This is a genomic window from Mycoplasma sp. 6934 (assembly GCF_055523595.1).
Genome location: NZ_JBVFVE010000001.1, coordinates 75,365 through 97,214, shown reverse-complemented (window position 1 = coordinate 97,214; position 21,850 = coordinate 75,365). Strand labels below are relative to the sequence as shown.

General features: G+C 27.6%; 12 protein-coding genes. 5 read left to right on the top strand and 7 right to left on the bottom strand.

The features are described from left to right. Nucleotides 1–88: 88 nt before the first annotated feature. Nucleotides 89–4,960 (top strand): MGA_1079 family surface serine endopeptidase, encoded by a 4,872-nt coding sequence (locus AC0B4S_RS00390; protein ID WP_465101164.1) that lies wholly within the window; start codon nucleotides 89–91, stop codon nucleotides 4,958–4,960. A gap of 170 nt (nucleotides 4,961–5,130) precedes the next feature. After that, entirely contained in the window at nucleotides 5,131–9,978 is a 4,848-nt protein-coding gene (locus AC0B4S_RS00385) for an MGA_1079 family surface serine endopeptidase (protein WP_465101163.1), read from the top strand. A 106-nt stretch (nucleotides 9,979–10,084) separates the two neighbouring features. On the opposite strand, the gene rpsT is transcribed toward AC0B4S_RS00385, so the two are convergent. After that, a complete protein-coding gene (rpsT, locus tag AC0B4S_RS00380) occupies nucleotides 10,085–10,360 on the bottom strand; it encodes a 30S ribosomal protein S20 (protein ID WP_465101162.1) in 276 nt (91 codons plus the stop codon). Nucleotides 10,361–10,430: 70 nt separating this feature from the next. Continuing rightward, nucleotides 10,431–11,570, bottom strand: coding sequence for a hypothetical protein (locus AC0B4S_RS00375; RefSeq protein WP_465101161.1), 1,140 nt, complete (start codon nucleotides 11,568–11,570; stop codon nucleotides 10,431–10,433). A gap of 415 nt (nucleotides 11,571–11,985) precedes the next feature. Between AC0B4S_RS00375 and AC0B4S_RS00370 the strand changes: the two genes are divergently transcribed. The 3 genes from AC0B4S_RS00370 (at nucleotide 11,986) to AC0B4S_RS00360 (ending at nucleotide 14,155) form a co-directional block, all read left to right on the top strand. Then, a complete protein-coding gene (locus AC0B4S_RS00370) occupies nucleotides 11,986–12,786 on the top strand; it encodes a hypothetical protein (protein ID WP_465101160.1) in 801 nt (266 codons plus the stop codon). A 315-nt stretch (nucleotides 12,787–13,101) separates the two neighbouring features. Continuing rightward, nucleotides 13,102–13,383, top strand: coding sequence for a hypothetical protein (locus AC0B4S_RS00365; protein WP_465101159.1), 282 nt, complete (start codon nucleotides 13,102–13,104; stop codon nucleotides 13,381–13,383). Next, a complete protein-coding gene (locus AC0B4S_RS00360) occupies nucleotides 13,346–14,155 on the top strand; it encodes a hypothetical protein (protein WP_465101158.1) in 810 nt (269 codons plus the stop codon). The genes AC0B4S_RS00365 and AC0B4S_RS00360 overlap by 38 nt, the downstream gene beginning before the upstream one ends. Nucleotides 14,156–14,936: 781 nt before the next feature. Here AC0B4S_RS00360 and AC0B4S_RS00355 read toward each other — a convergent pair. The 5 genes from AC0B4S_RS00355 to rpsL all read right to left on the bottom strand — a co-directional run bounded on the left by AC0B4S_RS00355 (nucleotide 14,937) and on the right by rpsL (nucleotide 21,686). Next, on the bottom strand, nucleotides 14,937–15,575 hold the full coding sequence (locus tag AC0B4S_RS00355) for a TMEM164 family acyltransferase (protein WP_465101157.1): 639 nt from the start codon (nucleotides 15,573–15,575) through the stop codon (nucleotides 14,937–14,939). Between the two features lie 424 nt (nucleotides 15,576–15,999). Next, nucleotides 16,000–18,486 carry an MYPU_1760 family metalloprotease gene (locus tag AC0B4S_RS00350; RefSeq protein WP_465101156.1) on the bottom strand — a complete coding sequence of 829 codons (2,487 nt, stop codon included), beginning with the start codon at nucleotides 18,484–18,486 and terminating at the stop codon, nucleotides 16,000–16,002. Between the two features lie 152 nt (nucleotides 18,487–18,638). Further along, complete coding sequence (gene fusA / locus AC0B4S_RS00345; RefSeq protein WP_465101155.1) at nucleotides 18,639–20,729, bottom strand: elongation factor G; 2,091 nt, start codon at nucleotides 20,727–20,729, stop codon at nucleotides 18,639–18,641. Between the two features lie 27 nt (nucleotides 20,730–20,756). Then, on the bottom strand, nucleotides 20,757–21,227 hold the full coding sequence (gene rpsG / locus AC0B4S_RS00340; RefSeq protein ID WP_099309118.1) for a 30S ribosomal protein S7: 471 nt from the start codon (nucleotides 21,225–21,227) through the stop codon (nucleotides 20,757–20,759). A gap of 48 nt (nucleotides 21,228–21,275) precedes the next feature. Further along, nucleotides 21,276–21,686: a 30S ribosomal protein S12 gene (rpsL, locus tag AC0B4S_RS00335; protein WP_099309117.1), complete on the bottom strand. Its 411-nt coding sequence runs from the start codon at nucleotides 21,684–21,686 to the stop codon at nucleotides 21,276–21,278. Nucleotides 21,687–21,850 lie beyond the last annotated feature (164 nt).

Here is a 21,850-nt window from a genome sequence, read left to right as displayed (position 1 = left end):
GTTATTTTTGATCAATTTTCGAGTATAATAATATATACAAAATTATCACATTTTATATATCATACTTTTGACTAAAAAAGGAGCCATTATGAAGAAATTTAAAAAAATATCACTAGCATCTGCTGCACTTTCTTTATTACCAGCAATAGCAGTTGGATGTTCAAATGAAACTAATCCAAACGTTCCCAAAAAACCAAGGGAAGATGAGCGAGATATCACCAATCCTAATATTCAAAAAGTTCAAAATTTCCTTGCATCGATTAATAATACAAATGTAGATATACTTAAACAAAGTTTAGTAAACTACCCTAGTAATGATTTTTCAGCTTCTAAAGCTGATCTTTTAATCAACTTTGTTACTGAATATTTTAATATACTTAACACAAAAATAGAAAGTGTTTATTCAACAATTGAATTTAATCCAGAAAATCTAACTGCAATTCAAGCAAAACTTCAAGAATATGATAAAGTTATTAATACAACAAATAATAACTTTGACCAATTTACACCAGAATTACTTGCTCAAATTAAGCAAACAAGTAGCGATATTCAAGCATATAATTCAGAAGTAAGCAATAAAAATAAAGAACTAGATGAATTTGTCAAAGAAGCAATAAATATAAAAATATCCAACAATAATTTAAAAGATTTCATAAATACTGAAATATATAAATTATTTAAGATTAGATCACAAATTCAAAAACCTTTTGATTTAATTAAAAAAATAGATGATAATATTAAAAAACTTTATGATTTCTTTAATTTTGCAACAGAACTAAATAACACAGGATTAACAAACAAAATCAACGAAACAAAGTCATATATAAATGAAAATTTATCAGTTAATAACATAAATTCATATAATAACGAATTAGAAAATAAATTTAAATCTCTTACAAATTATATTGTCCAAAATAACATGACTTCAGATAATGTTAAAAATCTTAAACAAGAATTAACAGTTTTAGTAGAAAATGCTAATCTTAATAGTCAAATCAAAGAGCAATTAAGTAATGAAATTAAGAATGTTTACAACATTACTGGAATCTATGAATTGCAAGAAAAGCTAAATCATATAGAAACAAATGAATTAGTGGATCTAAGAAAATCATTGGTTACTCAAATTGAAAATTCTAAATTAACCAAAGATAATATAGACGATTTAAAAGATCTTCTTAATAGTTATTCACTAACTTCTTTAACTAGTTTTAAAGAACAATTTGATATATTCACGCAACTTTTAGAGCAAATTAATAGTAGATTAACAAGCATTGAAAAATATATAAATAATGAGTATACAGGTTCTCAAAAACAAGTATTAGAATATTACAAAGAAAAAAGTAAGTATATTAAATTATTTAATAAGGACTTGTTAGAAAAAATTTCTTTAGTTTCAATGGAAAATAATATTGAAACTTTTAAGGCACACTTAAAAGCTTTAGAAGAACAAGAACGCAAATTACTAGAAAATAAAGAACAAGATTCAAAAACATTATTAGATTACTTTAAAGAGGATGCTGGCGAGAAATTAAAATTTGAATATAATGAACTTGGTTTAAAATATGACCTAGAAAAATATTCATATTCTGCATCATATACCTTTGAAAATACTAAGTTGTTCTTTGATGTGCATGATAATGATTATGTAGATTACCAAATCACAAATCTAGAATTAGACAAAAAAAACTGAAATAACTTGTTAGTAACCGTTAAAGTAACTTTAAAATCTAACCCAGAAATAAATTACTCTTATAATTTCTCAAAAACATTTGATAAAAATGTATCTGAGTATGTAAATTTAATTCAGGTTGATACTTTAGACCAGAATTTTGAAGTTGCTTATGATGATTTAAAAGAAATGAAAATAACTGATTTTTTAGCATTGCCCCATTCCGAAAAATTAAAATATTTCAAACACAAGGGGACAAAAATTGCTAAATTCTTTAATTATGAATTCAGTGATGATTTTGAATATAAAAATAATAGATTATATGCAACAATAAAAGTCTTTTTCAATAACCAAATAATAAAAGAAGGTAAAATACCTACTATTAAACCAGTAGGATTTTGAAATAATGAAGGAAATTATCAAGATCATCTTGATCAAATTCATGAAGCAAAAATATTAAAAATAGTTAATGGAGATGCTGCAACATTTTTCAATTCATTGCAATTCAAACCTGAAACCAAAACCACTCATGAAATCTATCTTGCTTCTGATGCAATCAAAGCATTCAATGATTCATATATCATGCCTAAATTTGGTAAATATGAATTGTTTATTAAGGAAGTTAAAAACATTAATGATTGAGATGGTAGTGCAAACTTAGTTTTATGATATAAAAAAGATGGTGTTGAGATTCCAATTAAAAACCCTGCTCAAGTTTATAATAAAACAATTAGAGTCGGAAATTTCAAATTACTTAACTTCTTTCACTTAAAACCTAAAGGTGAAATCTTTACTGCAGAAGACTTTAAAGATGCAATAATGCCAGATCAAAATATTATTAATTTAATTAACTCAGTTAATGAATCAAACTTTACTCCAAGGCTTACTTCATCAACTAAAGTAGAACCTGATTTTAGACTTATCAATGTTCAAGATTTAATTGACCAAAAAGCATTTATTAATATGGAATATTTAATGTTAATAAATAACACAGGAACAGATAATAAAGGTGTAAATCACGATGATAAAGCATATGTTCCATTAGATAAGAAATATTATGACAAAGATATAGAGGTTAATGCAACAAATATAAGCACATTGCGGGGGGATTATTTCCCAGTTTGATATGATGTAAAACGTGTTGGTAAGCGTGGTATGTCATTTAAACTTGGATGAATTAAGAAAACTGATCAATCAATTAGATATACTAACGAGCAAGAATATACCTTAATTAATTTAGTTAACGATTACCAACAACACCACTACCCAGAAATCATGGTTAATAATATAAAACTAAGCGATTTAGATATTAATTATGAAGTCTTAAAAACTAAAACAGCAGATGAATGAGCAAGAGATTTAAATGGCCTTGAACAAGTAATCAAATTGAAAGTTAATGAAAATAATGAAATTCAATATAAAAACTTCTCTTTACCAGCTTCAATATTTAAAATAAATTCTATAAAACGTATTTCTGGTGACCAAGCATACATCAGCTTTAAGGTCCAAGATAAAAGCAATAAATGAATTCAAGGTAATACATGATACAAAATAAAAGGATTTGCTTTAAGTCAAACAAATAATTTATACGAAAGTTTTACATGAAGAAATTCAAATTTAAGAACAATTCAAGATTCGCTAAGTTCAATTACCCGTGATAGAGTAATTGAACCAATGTGAGATGATTTATTATGAGATATCAATACTCGTACTAATATTGCATCATGAACCTTTAAACGTAAGTATCTTGAGCAAACCTTACTTAAACCAAATGCTAGAAATAGAAATATTAAATTCAATATACATGCTAATTCATTAATTAATGATAACCAAAAAACTCAACGCATTAGAAATAACGATAATACTATAGCTTTAAATATAGATTTAGATAATTTAATTGCTTCTAAAACACTTAAATATATTAAAGAAGCTAAAACCAATACAGACAAGACTTTTAAATATATAGTAAGTCTCACCTGAAATGAAACTACGGGTATTGAGTTTAAAATCTATATGGAAGACAACTCATATAAAATAATTATTGATGAACCAGACACACAAATTAATTTCAAAGAAACATTTGAAAAACACAGGGCATTTTTAATATTACCTGCTGCCGTAAGTGCAAGCATTCAATATACAAATGATGAAGAATTAGAAGATTTTGGAATATATCAAAACCGTTTTGATTATAATCATATGGAATACAACCAATTCAACCAACCTATTACAATTTACTCTGATGGCGAATATTTAGCTAACCGTAATGTATATCAACCAAATCAAAATGTATCCTTCAAATTACATGAAGGATACAAAATTGATGCCGAACACATGCGCCTTGAAGAATGAAGAAACTGAGACGTTGTGGAAAATGCTTATTTAAGAGCAACCCAGGATGCCGCAGGAGGTGGAATTGGTACTGGTGGTTTCTTAGCGAAAACTAATAATGATCCAAATGATGCTACTTTCTATTACATAACAAACATGCACGTTGAAACTGGCGTTGCTACTAATTGAAGCCATGTTGTTGATGATTCGTTTCTAAAGGATAATACAGGTAGAAATTATAATTTGGCTTTCCAATTAAATGGTAATAATCTAGAACGAAACAGAAATAAAACTGCTACTCACAGATATGGCAATGTAACAGTTAAAGGAATATGACTAGCACACAGCGCTGTTTCTAGAGATGGTAGCAAAACTCGCGGGCCACATGATATGATCTTATTATCAATTGACTTAAATGATAAATTAAAAGATGCTCGCAATCGTGGTCTTATGGATTTAGTTTGAAAAACAGAAAAACTAATGAGCATGCCAAATATCGGTTTAGATGTACCATCTAAATTTAGAATAGTATCAGTTCCAATGATTTGAGAAGCAGCAACATTAGGTTTCCCAAAAGATAAAATCACTGGGTCAATTACCAGAAGGCCAAAATGAGTTTTAGATAATTCATTTGCGACAGGTTGAAGAAATTACTACTCACATATTTACTCAGGTGGTGGATCTTCAGGTAGTCCTGTATATGTTGAAAAAGATGGAAAACACAATTACTTTGGGATTCTTACAGCTGGATCAGGTGGATATATGGGTGGCGATGAATTCTCTTTATTCTATAGTTATGACATTCGTGAATATAATTTGCTTGGTCTTAACACAGATCACGAACACCCTCTTTCACTACATAACTATAGATCAGCAGCTTCTCAAATATTTAAAGCTCACCTACACAGCCCTGATGTCTATGATATGCCTTGATTCTTAAAAGAAACTATAGAAAATTAATAATTGAATTTTAATAAAACACATTTAAACAATTTTATTAATTTAAAAAAATAAAATATCTTACTTCTAATAAATAAAAATTTAATATAGATTTTTATTTATAACTTTAAAGATATTACAATTACAAAAAAATTTACTAATAATAAATTAAATAAAAATACTGGAGTTTTATGCAAAAAATTAAAAAATTCTCATTGGCTTTATCATCACTAACTGTCATTCCATTTGTTGCATTATCTTGTACAAATGATGAAAAACCAACACCAAAACCTATTGATAATGCTAATATTACCAAAGTTAATAACTTTCTAAATTCTGTTAATAATAGTTCTGTAGATGTTTTGAAACAAACTGTAACAAATTATCAAAATAATGATTTTGATGAAGCAAAAGCAAATTTATTAATTGATTTTGTAACTGAATATTTATCAATTTTAAACACCAAAATAGAAAGTTTATACTCAACTATTGATTACAAACCAGACAATTTTGAAAAAATTAAAACCAAACTAGATGAATATGATAAATTTATCAATACTACAAATAATAACTTTGATAAACTTACTCCTGAGTTTTTAACTCAAATTAAAACAACTAAACAAGAGCTTTCTTCATATAACGAAGCAATTTTATCAAAAAATAAAGAACTAGATGATTTTCTTTTAGAAGCTAAAAAAATTAAATTAAGTAATTCAAAAGTTAGTGATTTATTAAAAAATAATACTTCTAAGCTATTTAACCTAAAACAATCAATTAATAATCCACTAGAATTAGTTAAAACTATTGATAAAAATTTAACTAAGTTGGAAGATGTAATTGAATTTGCTACTCTAAATTCAAACCAAGAATTACAAACTAAAATTAACCAAGCAAAAGAGTATGTTAATACTAACTTATCTTTTGATAAATTAACAACCTTTAACCAAGGTTTTGATAGTCATTTTGTTTCAATTACAAACTATATTGTTGAGAACAATTTAGCTTCTGAGTATGTTAATAGTAAAAAGCAAGATTTCACTGCTTTAGTTGAAAGTTCTGATATTGATACTACAACTAAAGAAGAACTAAGAAATAGCATTAAACAAATATATTCACTCGCAGGTATTTACGAACTACAAGAAAAACTTAACTATTTAGAAACAAATGTTGTGGTAAATACAAAACAAAGATTAATTAGTAAAGTTAATGAAACAGATTTAAGTAATCAAAATAAACAAGATTTAACTGATTTAATTAATGCTTATGGACAAAATGCACTTACTACCTTTGAAACTGAGTTTACTAAATTCCTTGAATCATGAACCAACCTTAATAATAAGTTAAATTCAATTGAAAATTATATTACTAGTGAATATCAAAAATCACAAAAACAAGTTTTAGAATATTACAAAGAAAAAGGTAAATATTTAAAACTTTTTGATAAGGAATCTAAACTAGAGAAAATTTCTCTAGTTTCAATGTCTAACAATATTAGTACGTTTGAAGAATTATTAAAAACATTTGAGACACAAGAAACAAAACTTAAGAATAATACTGAAACAGATTCAAAAACTCTTTTAGATTACTTCAAAGCAGAAACAGATGGAAAACTTAAATTTGAATTTAATGAAATAGGTGCTAAATATGATTTAGAGAAATACTCATATTCTGCATCATACAACTTTGAAAATACTAAGTTATTCTTTGATGTCCACGACAATGAATATGTTGATTATCAAATAACTAATTTAGAATTGGATAAAACTAACTGGAATAATTTACTAGTTGAAGTTACAGTGTTTTTAAAATCAAAACCTGAAATTAGTTATAAATACAAATTTAATAAAGTATATGCAAAAGATGTAACACAATTTGTAAATGATATTAATATTAATGACTTAGATACAAACTTTGATGTAGATTATGAAGGTTTAAAAGAACTAAAATCACAAGATTTCTTATCTTATGAAAAAGATAAGAAATTAGAATATTTTAAAGCTAAATCTAAATTTATTTCAAAATTCTTCCGTTATGATTTTTCAGATGATTTTGAATTTAGAGATAATAAACTATATGTAACTTTAAAAGTATTGTTTAATAACCAAGTAATTAAAGAAGCTAAAATAGCAACTAATAAACCAGTAGAATTTTGAAATAACGAAGGTGATTATCAAGAATACGTTGATAAACTTCACGAAGCTAAAATCTTAAAAATAATTAATGGTAATGCTTCTGATTTCTTTAATTCCTTAAAGATTAATCATAAGAGTAAAAATTCTCATGAAGTTTACCTTGCTTCTGATGCAATTAAAGCCTTTAATGAATCATATATTTTGCCTAAGTTTGGTAAATATGAATTATTTATTAAAGAAGTTAGAGATATTAATGATTGAGAAGGTAATGCAAAATTAGTTTTATGATATAAAAAAGATGGTGTTGAAGTTGAAAAACCAGCTGCTACCAACAACAAAACTGTTTCAATTAATAATTTCAAATTACTTAACTTCTTTGATTTAAAACCTAAAGGTGAGGTATTTACTGCCGATGATTTTAAAAACTCAACAGCTCCAGCGCAAAATATTATTAGTATCATCAACTCAGTTAATGAATCAAACTTTACGCCAAGATTAACCTCATCAACTAATCCAACTCCAGATTTTAGAATGCTTAATGTGCAAGATATGATTGATCAAAAAGCATTTGTTAATATGGAATATTTAATGGTTTTTGGTAATGGTACAGACAATAAAGGTGAAAACCATGATAGTAAAGCATATGTTTCGTTAGATAAAAAATATTATGATAAAAATATTTCAGTTAACTCAACTGATACAAAACCTTTAACAGATGAGTACTTTGCTGTTTATTATGATGTTAAACGTACTGGTAAACGTGGTATGACATTTAAACTAGGTTGAATTAATAAGAAAAACCAAAGTATTAGATATACTAATGGTAAAGAATACACTTTAATTAACTTAGTTAATGATTATCAACAACACCACTACCCAGAAATCATGGTAAATAATATTAAAATAAGTGATTTAGAAATTAACTATGAAACATTAAAAACTAAAACAGCGGACCAGTGGGCAGCTGATTTAGAAAATTTAAATAATGTTATTAAATTAAAATCAGATTCACAAAAGTTGATTAATTATTTAAATTATTCATTACCAGTTACATTATTTAAAATAAATGCTATTAGACGTATTTCCGGTGATCAAGCTTATATTAGTTTTAAAGTAAAAGATCGTAATGATCAATGAATAAATGGTAATATTTGATACAAAATCCAAGGCTTTGCACCAAGTCAAACAAATAACATATATCAAAGTTTTGCATGAACTAATAACAATTTAAAAACTATCCAAGATTCTCCAACCTCAATTACTCGCGAAAGAGTAATTGAGCCTATGTGAGATGAATTGCTTTGGAATTTAAATCAAAGAACCAACATAGCTTCATGGACTTTTAAACGTAAGTATTTAGAACAAACTTTATTAAAACCAAATGCTAGAAATCGATCAATTAAATTCAAACTCCTTGCTAATGTTTTAATTAATGATACTAATAAAACTAATCGCCTTAGAGATTTAAGTAATGGTATTGATATAAATGTTGACTTTGATCAGTTAATTGCATCTAAGTCACATAAGTATGTTTACAGTGCAACTGTTTCAGAGCAAGAAAGTTTTAAATATATTGTAAGTTTAACATGAAATGAAAATACTGGTATTGAATTCAAAATCTTCATGGAAGATAATTCATATAAAATTATTATTGATGAACCAGAAGTTCAAGATCATTTCAAAACTGAGTTTGAAAAAGAAAGAGCATTTATTATTTTACCTGCTGCTGCAAACATCAGTGTAAAATATACTAATGATGAAGAAAAAGAAGACTTTAAGGTAAACCAAAACAGATTTGATTATAATAACATGGATTATAATCAATTTAATCAGCCTATTACTATTTTTTCAGATGCAAAATATTTAGCAAATCGAGACGTTTATCAACCTAACCAAAATGTACCATATGAACTGCATAATGGTTATAAATTAGATGCTGAATTTATGCGCCTTGAAGAATGAAGGGATTGAGATGTTGTTGATAATGCATACCTTCGTGCATTCCAATACTCTGCTTCCACTTCAGGTACAGGTGGTTTTTTGGCCAAAACAAATGATAATCCTAATGATGCTACTTTCTACTACATAACTAACATGCACGTAGAGACCCAAGCCGCAAAAAACTTTAATGATGTTATTGGTGATAGTTTCTTAAAAGATTATGTGGCTAAATATTACTTTTTAGCTTACCAGCTTATTAAAACTGATTTAGAAAGAAATAGAGAGTATACCTCAACCCATTATGTTGCTGGTAATGTACCTATTAAAGCATTGTGGTTAGCTCACTCTCAAGAATCAAAAGATGGTAAAAAAATACGTGATCCTCATGATATGATTTTATTATCAATTAATTTAAATCAACAATTGAAAAATGCTAGAAATTCTGGAAAAATGGATATAGTATCAAAAATTGAAAGAATAATGAAAATGTCAAATATTAGCATGGATGTTCCTTCTAAATTTAGAATAGTATCAGTTCCAATGATTTGGGAAGCAGCAACACTAGGTTTCCCACATAGGAAGCTTTCAGGTTCAATTACTCGTAGACCTAAAAATATTCAAGATAATTCATACCAAACCGGTTGAAGAGATTACTATTCACATATTTATGGTGGTCCTGGTTCTTCTGGTTCACCAGTATATGTAGAAAAAGATGGAAAGCATAGTTATTTTGGTCTAATGACTGCTGCTTCAAGTCATACGTTTGGAATTGGAAAAAATGAGTATAGTATATTTTATAGCTATGATCTTAGAGAGTATAACCTCCTAGGTATTAACCCAGATAATGAACACCCATTATCATTACAAAATTCCAAATCTGCAGCTTCACAAATTTTCAAGGCTCACTTACACAGCCCCGATGTATATGATATGCCTTGATTCTTAAAAGAAGTGAAAGAAGACTAACAAATAAATATTAAACAATGTCTTAATTATTAAGACATTGTTTTTTATAAGCATTAGTTAATTAATATAAAAAAATGCAGCAATAAACTGCATTTAATAAAATATTTTAGTAAGCATTATTTGCTTTTGTTTTGTTAACAAATTGATCTAAACGTGAGTGTTTTCTTGCGCCTTTATTAGCATGAAAAACTCCTTTAGCAACAGCTTTAGCAATTACGTGGTGTGCATTTGCTACTAATAAAGCTGCTTTTTCATCGTTAGCTAAAACAGCTTCTCTAGCTTTACGAATTGCTGTTTTAACTCTAGATTTCATAGCTGCATTTTTTACACGAGCTTGTTCCATCTTAACAATGCTTTTCATTTTAGATTTAATATTAGCCATATAAGACCTCCCTTTTTCTTTTAGTTTGAAAAATCCTATATATTATATAACAAAACTTAAAATATAAAAATTAATATGTGATTTTATAATCGCTTCTAACGATGGTTTTCTTTAGTTTAAACAATACTGGAATAATAATATTTAAAACTAAAATATAAATTGGCAAGGCAATTACTGACCTAAGAACAATCGGGGTCATAACAATTACATAACGATTTTGTAAGTTATAACTTCTTCCTAAATATCTATTAGCATATTGAATAAAGGCAATTGGACCTCAGATTCACCTTGCTAATACAATTGTAAAGATAACTAAAAAGATTGTTAAAGATAAGTATAAGTAGGTTTGTTTTTTACCTGGGGTTTTTGCTTTAAAATATCAATATACTGATAAATTAAATAATGCAAACATTCCTAAAGTTAATGCTAGTAAAGTGCCAAAAACTCCAACACTTAACCTACTAATTCCAAAAGTAGATGAAATTCTTAAACCTTTTGGATCATTGACATTTACTAAGAATGTATAAATTAATAATACAAAAGATAAAAGCATAAAGATTTCCATAAAAATAAAAACTTGTTTTTTATTTTTCTTAAAGATATCTAAGATAAAGCCAATTAGAAACGAAACTGCAATTGGCACAATTGCATAAGCTTCATGATATAAAGCAATTTGCCCTGAAAGTAGTAAACTAAAAAAGTCAGCCAAAAAAGAGAAAAAAGCCCCTTTATATTTACCAAAGAAAATGGTGAATATAATATAAAAGATATATTCAGTAGATAAAGAAATAATTTTTAGTGGAGTAAAATTCTTTAAAGCAGTAATAATAAAGAATAAAGACATTAAAATTGCACCAAGGGCAATATCATAAACTGAAAATTTCAAATTATTACGTTTTGAACCTTCTTTTCAATTACATATATAATAGTCTCCTTCTTTAAATAATGCAAATAAAAAGAAGTAACGGTATATATCTAATAACGGAATGAATAAGGATAATTTTAAGAAAGTAAAATTAAATACTCCATTACCTTCATATTTAATTTTATCTTTAATATGCTGCCACATTTGCCATTCAATTTTAAAATAATAAATTCTTGCAGCTAAAACACCAAGATATAAAGGGATTAATAATCCCCAGAAGATAATATTTTGATTTAATTGATTAGTTGATAAATGGATATTAAAAGGAATGTATGTTTTATTCAATATTAATATAATTAATATTAATAAAGTTAAACACAATGCTTTAAAAAATCCATGTATTAATGTTGTTTTTTTTAAATTATAATTCGTGTTATGTATGTATATTTCCATTCAATTATTATAACAGATAAGGAAAAATATATTTTCTAAAAGTTTCGTACTTATATTAATGTTTTTCTTTGATATAATTATGATGTGTTTAGATAAAAGGAGGATATTTTCAAACATTATTTATATTTTTTATAGTATAATAATCCCAATAATAATATTTAACAGAAATCAATTAATAAAAAAGGAGATATTTATGGCAAAGAAATTAAAATTTTTCTTTTTAAACTCAATCAGTTTAATGGGATTTGCAACTTTTACTACTTCAGCAGTAAAAAATGTGCTGTAACTCATTTGGTAAAAGGAATCCATGATTAAGAAAACATTAGTTGGTCTTAGCACGATATTAATCCCTTTTACAGCTTTTGCCTGCACTGTGAATAATGACGAGTTAGTTAATCCAAATTCTTTTAATGATATAGATGAGGAACAAAGGTTAAAAATTTCAAAAGAAATTCGTAAAATATATAATCTTATTATGCCTAAGTATAAAAATCTAGTTAAGTTAGCTACTTTTATCCCGCCAATATGGTTGGACAATAACGAAAGGATAAAACAAACTTATATCCAAAATCAAAGCGGTGGATTTAACACAGTATATTTTGATGAAAATGTTCCTAAAATAAAGGAAAGATTTATTGAGATATCTTCAAAAGAATTATTTAATTCCTTAATTATAAATAGATTTAAAGAATTGCATAATCATGATGACTTTAATGATGATATTCTAATCAAGGAATTATTTGAATTCATTTATTTGGATAATAAAGATGTTTATAATCTTTTGAAAGATAATAATATTTATATTTTTGCAAATTACGGTAATATCACTCAGCATAATTCAACTATTGATTATCTTGTCCCTTTTTATGATCATGATAAAATAACTCTAAATATTATAGTTAATGACCAAAACCGCCGCAGGCAAGATGTGGTGCCACAAAGTCATAGCTTTGGAGTTTTTGTATTGCCTAAATCAAAAGAGTTAAAATTTGAAATACTAGAAGATACAAGAACCACCAATGATAACCTTGCATATTATAAAACTCTGTACAATTGATATAATAATTCGTATTTAAAAGTATACAAAGATAAAAAAAGCAAAAAATAAACTTTTAACTAACAACCCCCATAAGTTTTACCAAATAAATCGCTAAAACTTATGGGGCTCTAGACAGGAAAGAAATATTCGGACAAAATCTGAATATTTCTTTCCTGTTTAAAAAATAGTTTTTCTCAAAAAACATTTAAAATAGTGTTATAATTTTTATATAAGGAAATAACAAAATTATTTTTAGTTTATAAGGTATTGCTTCACTATTTTTGAGTGAAAAAATCTATCAAAAAAAAGAAAAAAATGAATATTAGTTAGTTGAATAATTTATACTAATAATTATTAATGCTAACTAGGTTTTAAAGAGGTTTTATGTTTAAAAAAGTTAGAAATATATTTTTTGGTACTACTAGTGTGCTAACGATTTTACCGCTAGTGAGTGTAAGTTCAAACAAGCTGTTAATAGCGGAAAATAATAATAAAAAAATCCAATATATAAATTTAAATAGTGCATATGTTAAAGCACAGGCTGATGAATCTGATGAAGGTAGAACTATTAATTTGGGAGCTTATACTTATAAAACAACCCGCAAAAATGTTGAAGTGGCAATAACTTATGTTACACAAGACCAAGAAAAAAATATTAAAATATAGTCTATTAGGTTTTGGATTACTTGCCATTCCATTAACACTCATATCCATTTATTTTATTGAGCACGAAAAGATTAACAGATTATCACGTATTGGAGTACATACATATTGAAATACTAATAAAAAAGTTTGAACTAAGGAAGGTTATTCTCCAATTCTTTTTTGAGTAGATTTAGATAGAGTAACTGAAGAGGATAAGCAAAAATATCAGCAACATAAAGTTTTATATCCAGAGCATCAAGAAAGCAAATATTACGATACAACTGGAATTGCTTATAGTTATTTTAATTATATTGATTATTCAAACTATCCAAATTCAACTCCCAAATGAATTACTAAAAATATTACTAAAACAACATATTTAATTAAAAGCGAAGAAGATTTTATAAAATTATTACAAACTAAAAATCCTACTTACTACTCTGAAAAAACACAAATTACAAGTGAATTTAATGAACTTCTAGATAATATCGATTTTAATAAACAAGATTTATTAATTTTAAATAACTATAATTCTCAAATTTTTGCTAAGTCTGACAATAGAGAAAAGAAGTTAAATATAAATGATTTTATTTTTGATAAAAACTCAAAAAAATTAAAAATTTCATTTTCATATAATGACAAATATAATTTTTATATGTTTCATAATGATGCTATTTATGCTTCAAATACTGCAGTAGGTAGCGATAATTGATTTAAAACATACTTTTTAATTATTGATAAAAGCGATGCAACTAGCCCTGATGGCTTATATATGGATTTTGTATATAAATAATACTATCTTATATAAAAATTATAAATTATAAAATCATGTCTAAAATTTAAATAAACCCTCATAAGTTAAATAAATTGGTAAAACTTATGAGGGTTTATTATAATAAAGAATCTTGTATCTTTAGCGGGATCAAATACATAGCAATTTGTTTCATAGCATCTTTCTTATAATTAAAATAAAGTCAATACTTTTATACCATTGTTTGCAACACTTTTTTCTTGTAAACCTATAGATTCGATTGTTATCTTTATTTTCTTTAATTAACTCATAATTCGCATTTTAAAAGTAGAAAAATTATATATATTTCTAATGGGATGTTTGATTTTGTTTCTTTAAAAAAGTGTTATAAGTTGTATATAGTTAACCGTATCTTACAAAGGGGCTTCCTTGTTTAACAACTTCATTCCTCTTTATACCTGATCTCCTTTTAAATACACCTAAAGAACCAAGTGATATAAATACTCAATTTACAGGTAAGTTCTCATAATAATTTTTATGTGCAATAATAAATTGAACAAAACGATCATGCTACTTATCAAGAAGTCCACAACACTTTATGCAGTGGTTTTAATTTTAAATAAAAACAAATTAAATACACTAAACCTAAAGGATATAAAAAATGAATGGATTATTTAATCCATTCATTTTTTATATGTTAATTTTTTAAATTAATCTTTGGTCATTTTGAGCTTAATTTTGTTATAAAACTCTTTCATTATATAAAAAGAATATTCGTAAATGTCCGAATATTCTTTGCCTGCATATTTATTGTTCTTGTTGCCTATTCCTTAATTCTAAAATTTAAAACTTCTTTTCAAGGCGTTTTTAGTTCGTTTCAAACATCTTTAAATCTTTTACGTGATACTTTATTAGGCATATAGTATTTATTAAATTCAAAGTCAATACTTGACATAAACATATAAAAGATATAACCAAGGATATTGACTAATACACCAGCAAGCCCAAAGATGATTGGAGAAAATGGTCATTTAGATAGTTTGCCTAAAGTATTAATTCCTTTAGCACCTAAATAGAATCAATTAGATGTTCATTGGATCTGAACTCTATTATTAGAATTCTTAATTCTTTGGAACAACACGATATTGCCAATCAATACTAAAACTAACATACCAAGCATTAAGGCTGACCCTTGTACAAAATTTCTTAATTTTATTTTTGCTTTTGGACCATATACAATATGGGTAAATACTGGCATAATTAAAACAAATGAGTGAGCAAAAATAAAATCTCAAAATAGAACGTTGTCATAGCCTAAGTTAAAACCAGCATTGTTTCACTCTCTAGTTCCTTCTTTAAGATTATTATATTCTCTGTCAATTTGTGTTGCAACTGGATCTGCTCCTAAATCAGCAAATAAAAATCCAAATATCGCTCCAAAGACAGCTAAAATACTTACCATATTAATTTTATGACCTTTTTTAAATATATATAAAAGAGGGATTGTAAAGCTAAAAAAACCTACATAAATGCAATGGGAATAATTCCCATTTATAAGGATAATCGATTCCAATTAAAAAACCTAAGCGAATTAAATTATATATTGTGGTAAAAATACCAATTGCCACAAATAAATTTTCAAGTGATAGTGTTTTGAAAATAAATTTTTTGCCTTCTTGATTGAAATAGTTATATACCCTTTTGCGGTAAATGTATAAAAATAAGATTACAAATAAGCTGAGTACAAAAAATGATAAAAATAATGGCCTTGAACTGCTAAAATCTGCTATATTTCTGCGATAATGTCAAAAATTCATATTTCCCTTTCTTGATATTGAAAATTTCCTTTATTATACTATATAAATATCTTTTAAAGATAAATATAATTATAGTTTTTTAACAACTGTTTTACCATCAATATTTTTTATTATAAATTTATCAAAGTTAGAAACATTATGATTTGTGTTTCTTTGGTTTGTTACAGGCCGTTGAGTTGGCAAGGTTATTTGTGATGAATTTAGCTCATTTTCTGTAACCTTACCATCTTTATTTAGATCTGTTCAAAGGTATATTTCTGAGTTTTCTTTAACTTCTAAAAAGTCCTTGGTAATATAACTTAAATAAGTATTATATCCGATATTATTTGGGTATAATCTATTACTAATTTGTTTTTGACGATCCTGAGTAATTAATTTTTCTCCCTTATCATCTTCAGAATATAAACTAGCACCTTGATCAAAGTTTTGAAGACCAAAGAAGTTAAAATTGTTAGAATATTCCAATAAACTATGTTTATATTCACCATTAGCATCCTTTATAACTAAACCATCAACTTTATGATTTGCATCAATAAAGCCAGAAAATTTAAGCCTATCTGGTCAACCTACTACACCTGCGCCATATCCTGGTTGACCATCTGTTACATCTGAGCGATAAAATACTTGGCTAATAGTTTTGCCATATCCCATAGTATCTAAAAATAATTTATAAAATTCTTTTGATCGAGATCTAGTTTTTTCTGGTGCTAATTCACCTATTTCCCTTTCAGATCCTTCATTTTTAAATCTAAATTCATTTATTTCAAATACTGAATTAGGCATAATTGCAACATTATGTTTAGTTAGATTATCTAAGCCATTACCCAATTTATCAAACCAATATCTCGCAGTTAAAGAATCAAAATTATTTAAATATGTATGTGACCAATCCTCCGTATTATGACTTGGGTAAAAAAACACCATTCATTGATTATTTTGATTTTGAGTATAGTATCTAAGTCCAAATCAATTAACCGTGCTTTGCCTTGCATCATGCCTTTGTTCTGATTTATTAAGATCATTAATTGAAAAGTATGATTCATAAGCATACTTAGTATATTCTCTAGGAACTAATTCAGTCATGCTAAAAGTATATTTTAACCTGTTAATACTTGTAGTATACACCCCACTAGGTGACACACTTAAAGTTTGACTTTGAGATTTATTTTTTAAATGTTCTGGTGTATTTAATTCATTGGCTAAACGTCACATATCATTGATTGATAAGTTGTTGTACAATAAATTCTCTTTGTTTTTAATATTTAATTTATCTAAAACTTCATCACTTAGATAACCCTTTTGCGATACATCATAATTTAATAAATTGTAAAAATTACTTACAAAATAAGAATTTCAAAATTGCCTTTGGCCATGTGAATGTCCTTGATGACCAAAATTAGCTGTAGGATTATAATAAAGTTCAGTAGTTTTCATTTGGTTAATATCTTTTGCTTCTTGGTCTGTGACATTTAATTTATTGCCTTCAATTAATCCTGTTTCAGCATAGGACATGGCTCAATGGTGCATATATTCATGAAAGATTGTTTGCATTAAACTACCAACTATTTCATATAATGAAAAGCCTTTATTATTTAGGTTAGTTCCGTTAACATAAATCCTTTTTTCAAGTGGACGATATAAACCAAGAGATTGACTAGTTATTTCAGATACGTTATTAATAGTAATAGAATCCAAATCCTTTACTTCTTGCCCATATGGTATTTTACGCTTAAATTCGTGGGCTATAAGTAAAAGACCTTCTTTATTAAGTAATCATAAAGGGCCACTTTGGTTATAACCATAACTATATTCTTTAAAGATAATTCCAGTTATTTTATCTTTATATTCTAAATAAGATAAACCATTATAGGATTTTTGTTCAACTTTATTTATATCTTCATATAAGATATAGTTTAATTCGTTTAACTCTTTTTGCTTTTCTTGCGAGTTTAAAGAAGAAAAATATCTTTCACCTTCATTTATTGGAAGAAATTTATTTATTACTACTTTTTCTTGTTCAAGTGGTTTTTCTGGTTGGGTTGTTCCTGGATCTTCAACCGGTGTTTTTTCTTGGTCTTTTCCACCAGGTATTTGGGCACTATTATTTTGCTTATCTTTATCATTGCCCAAGTCTGGATCAGTTGTACTAGTGTCTTTGTTACCTGGAGGCTTTTGGGTTCCAGTATTTTCACCTGGTAAATTAGTTTGATTAGCTTGAGATTGCTTAATTTCTGCTATTTTAGCAAGCAAATCATCTAATAAACTTTTTTCAGCAGTAAGTAAATGTTTAACATTATCCTCTAATGAGGCAAAAGTACTTAAAGCAACATTTATGCTATTTTCATCTTCTAGGGTAATATTATCTTTATTTTTGCTTAAAACTACTGCATAAGCGGTTTTAAAATTATTTACTGCAATTTCAGATGGATCAGGCTGTGGCTGTGGAGCTGGTTGGTCTGGTTTTTGCGGTTTTTCAACACTCGCACACGATACAATTACAAATGATGAAATTGCTACTAAATTTGTAGATATAAGTAAGAATTTACTTCGTTTCATTTCATTATTCCTTTATTAAATTTTATATATTAATTATATAGATTAAATAGATATTAATAAAGGAATTTAAAATATTTTTCTAAGAAAACTTTATGTTGTCTAACTAATTAATAAAAAATATCTTGCAAAGCAAGATATTTTGATCCAAAGAATTAATCCTCGTCTTTAGATTGTAAGTTTCTTCTCTTAATAATTTCATCAGAAATGTTTTTAGGTGTTTTTTCGTAGTGATCAAATTGCATTTGGTAAGTTCCACGACCTGAAGTCATTGATCTAAGTTCTGTTGAATAACCAAACATTTCTGAAAGTGGAACCTGCGCTCTAACAACAACGGCTCCATCATTTCTTTGTTCTTGGTCATTAACAAGCCCTCTACGACGTGATAAATCACCAATTACATCTCCCATGTGATCTGATGGAACAACAACTGAAACATCCATAATTGGTTCAAGTAATACTGTTCCAATTTGGTCTTTAGCTTTAGTAAGAGCTTTAGAAGCTGCTATTTTATAAGCCATTTCTGAAGAGTCAACGTCGTGGTATGAACCATCAAATAAGGTAGCTTTAATATCAATCATTTGATATCCAGCTAAAATACCAACAGCCATTTTTTCTTCAAGACCTTTCTGAATTGATTTAATGTACTCTTTTGGAATTTTACCACCAACAATTTTATCAACGAATTCAAACCCACCATCTGGGTTAGGTTCAAATTTAAGTCATACGTGCCCGTATTGTCCTTTACCACCAGATTGTTTAATGTGTTTTCCTTCGACATCAGCTGTTTTAGTAATTGTTTCACGATATGAAACTTGTGGAGCTCCAACTTTAGCCTGAACACCAAATTCACGTTTTAGACGGTCGACAATAATGTCAAGGTGTAATTCACCCATACCAGCAATAATTGTTTGACCTGTTTCATCATCTGTATAAGTTCTAAAAGTTGGGTCTTCCGCTGCTAATTTTTGTAATCCTAATGAAAGTTTTTCAGTAGCAGCTTTTGATTCTGGTTCTAGAGCTTGTGAAATAACTGGCTCAGGGAAAACCATTTTTTCTAGTACAAGTTTTGGTGATTTTTCATCAATTAAAGTGTCACCAGTTGTTGTGTATTTAAGACCAACAGCTGCTGCAATATCTCCAGCACGACATTCATCAATTTCAACACGGCTGTTAGCATGCATTTGTAGCACACGTCCAATACGTTCTTTTTCACCCTTAGTTGAGTTAAATACGTAGCTTCCTTTGTTTAATACACCACGGTATACACGGAAGAAAGTTAATGAACCAACAAAAGGGTCGTTCATAACTTTAAATGCTAAAGCAGCAAAGTTTCCTTCATCGCTTGCTTCTACACTGACTTCATTTTCTCCTTCATGTGCTCTAATAGCAGGAATATCTAAAGGTGAAGGTAAATAATCAACAACCGCATCGATCATTTTCTTAACACCTTTGTTTTTAAATGAAGTTCCACAAACTACTGGGAAAAATTCAGAAGTTAAAGTTGCTTTTCTAATAGCAGCTTTAAAAGCATCAAGTTCTACTTCTTGTCCTTCTAAAACAGCCATCATTAATTCTTCATCAAAAGCAGCAACTGCTTCTAATAATTCTTGACGTTTAATTTCAACAATTTCTTCTAAGTCAGCAGGAATTGCTGTTGGGAATTCTTCTTCTTGAGGCTCCCCATTATATGTATAAGCTTGTCTTGTAACTAAATCAATAACCCCTTTAAAGTCTGATTCAGCTCCAATAGGTCATTGAATTGCTACTGCATTTCCACCTAATCTTTGTTTTACGGATGCAACAGAAGCAGCAAAATCAGCTCCTGCTTTATCCATTTTATTTACGTATACTATACGTGGAACTTTATAATTAGTTGCTTGCCTTCAAACTGTTTCAGTTTGAGGCTCAACACCTGATTGAGCATCTAAAACAGCAACTGCCCCATCTAAAACACGAAGTGAACGTTCAACTTCAACTGTGAAATCGACGTGTCCTGGGGTATCAATAATATTAATTCTTTTACCTTTTCAAAAAGCAGTGGTTGCTGCTGAGGTAATAGTAATACCTCTTTCTTTTTCTTGTTCCATTCAGTCCATTTGTGAAACACCATCATGTGTTTCACCAATTTTATGTATTTTACCTGTGTGGAACAAAATTCTTTCTGTTGTGGTAGTTTTACCTGCATCAATGTGGGCCATAATACCGATATTACGGTAATCTTTTAAATCATAATCTCTAGCCATAATATAAATTAATACTTAACTAAAAGACTATCATCTGAAGTGTGCAAATGCACGGTTAGCTTCAGCCATTTTATGGGTGTCTTCACGTTTTTTAATTGCTCCACCAGTTTTCTTTGATGCATCGATGATTTCATTTGCTAAACGAACGTCCATTGTTTTTTCGTTTCTTAATCTTGCATATTGCACTAATCATCTAAGTGCTAATGTTTGTTTTCTACGAGCAGGAACTTCGGTAGGCACTTGGTAGTTTGTTCCACCAATTCTTCTGGTACGAATTTCTAGTTGTGGAGTAATGTTTTCAACTGCTTCTAAAAACACTTCCATTGGTTCTCTACTTGTTTTTTCTTTAATTAATTCAAATGCTGAATATAAAATATCTTGAGCAATTGATTTTTTTCCGTCAAGCATAATTTGGTTAATTAATTTTGTAACTACTACTGAGTTAAAAACTGGATCTGCAAGTACTTCACGGATTGGTGCTGATTTTTTTCTTGACATTTTGTCCTCCTTAATTTTATATTAAATTAATTAATAATTACACTTATATTATTTTGCTTTTTTAGTACCGTATAAACTACGACCTTGGTTACGTTTTGCAACACCAGCTGCATCTTGGGTTCCACGCACAATGTGGTATCTAACCCCAGGTAAGTCTTTAACACGGCCACCACGAATAAGCACAACAGAGTGTTCTTGTAAGTTGTGTCCTTCTCCTGGAATGTAAGCTGTGACTTCCATTTGGTTTGATAATCTAACACGAGCATATTTACGTAAAGCTGAGTTAGGTTTTTTAGGTGTCATTGTTGCAACACGGGTACATACACCACGCTTAAATGGTGAAGCCATTTTTTTAGCTTTTTTAATTAATGAGTTATATGTTAATGATAAGGCAGGTGCATTTTGTTTCTTAGTTTTAGAAACACGGCCATGATTAACTAACTGATTTGTTGTTGACATTGTGATTCCTTTCTTTATATATTTTAGTTTGTTAATGTTGTCAATATAAATAAATATAATTTTACAAAGATAAAATTATGATTTTATTATACCATAACAACTGATCCTAGTGTATCATAAAAAAATTTTTTTATGACTACATAATATACATAAAAGTTATTAAG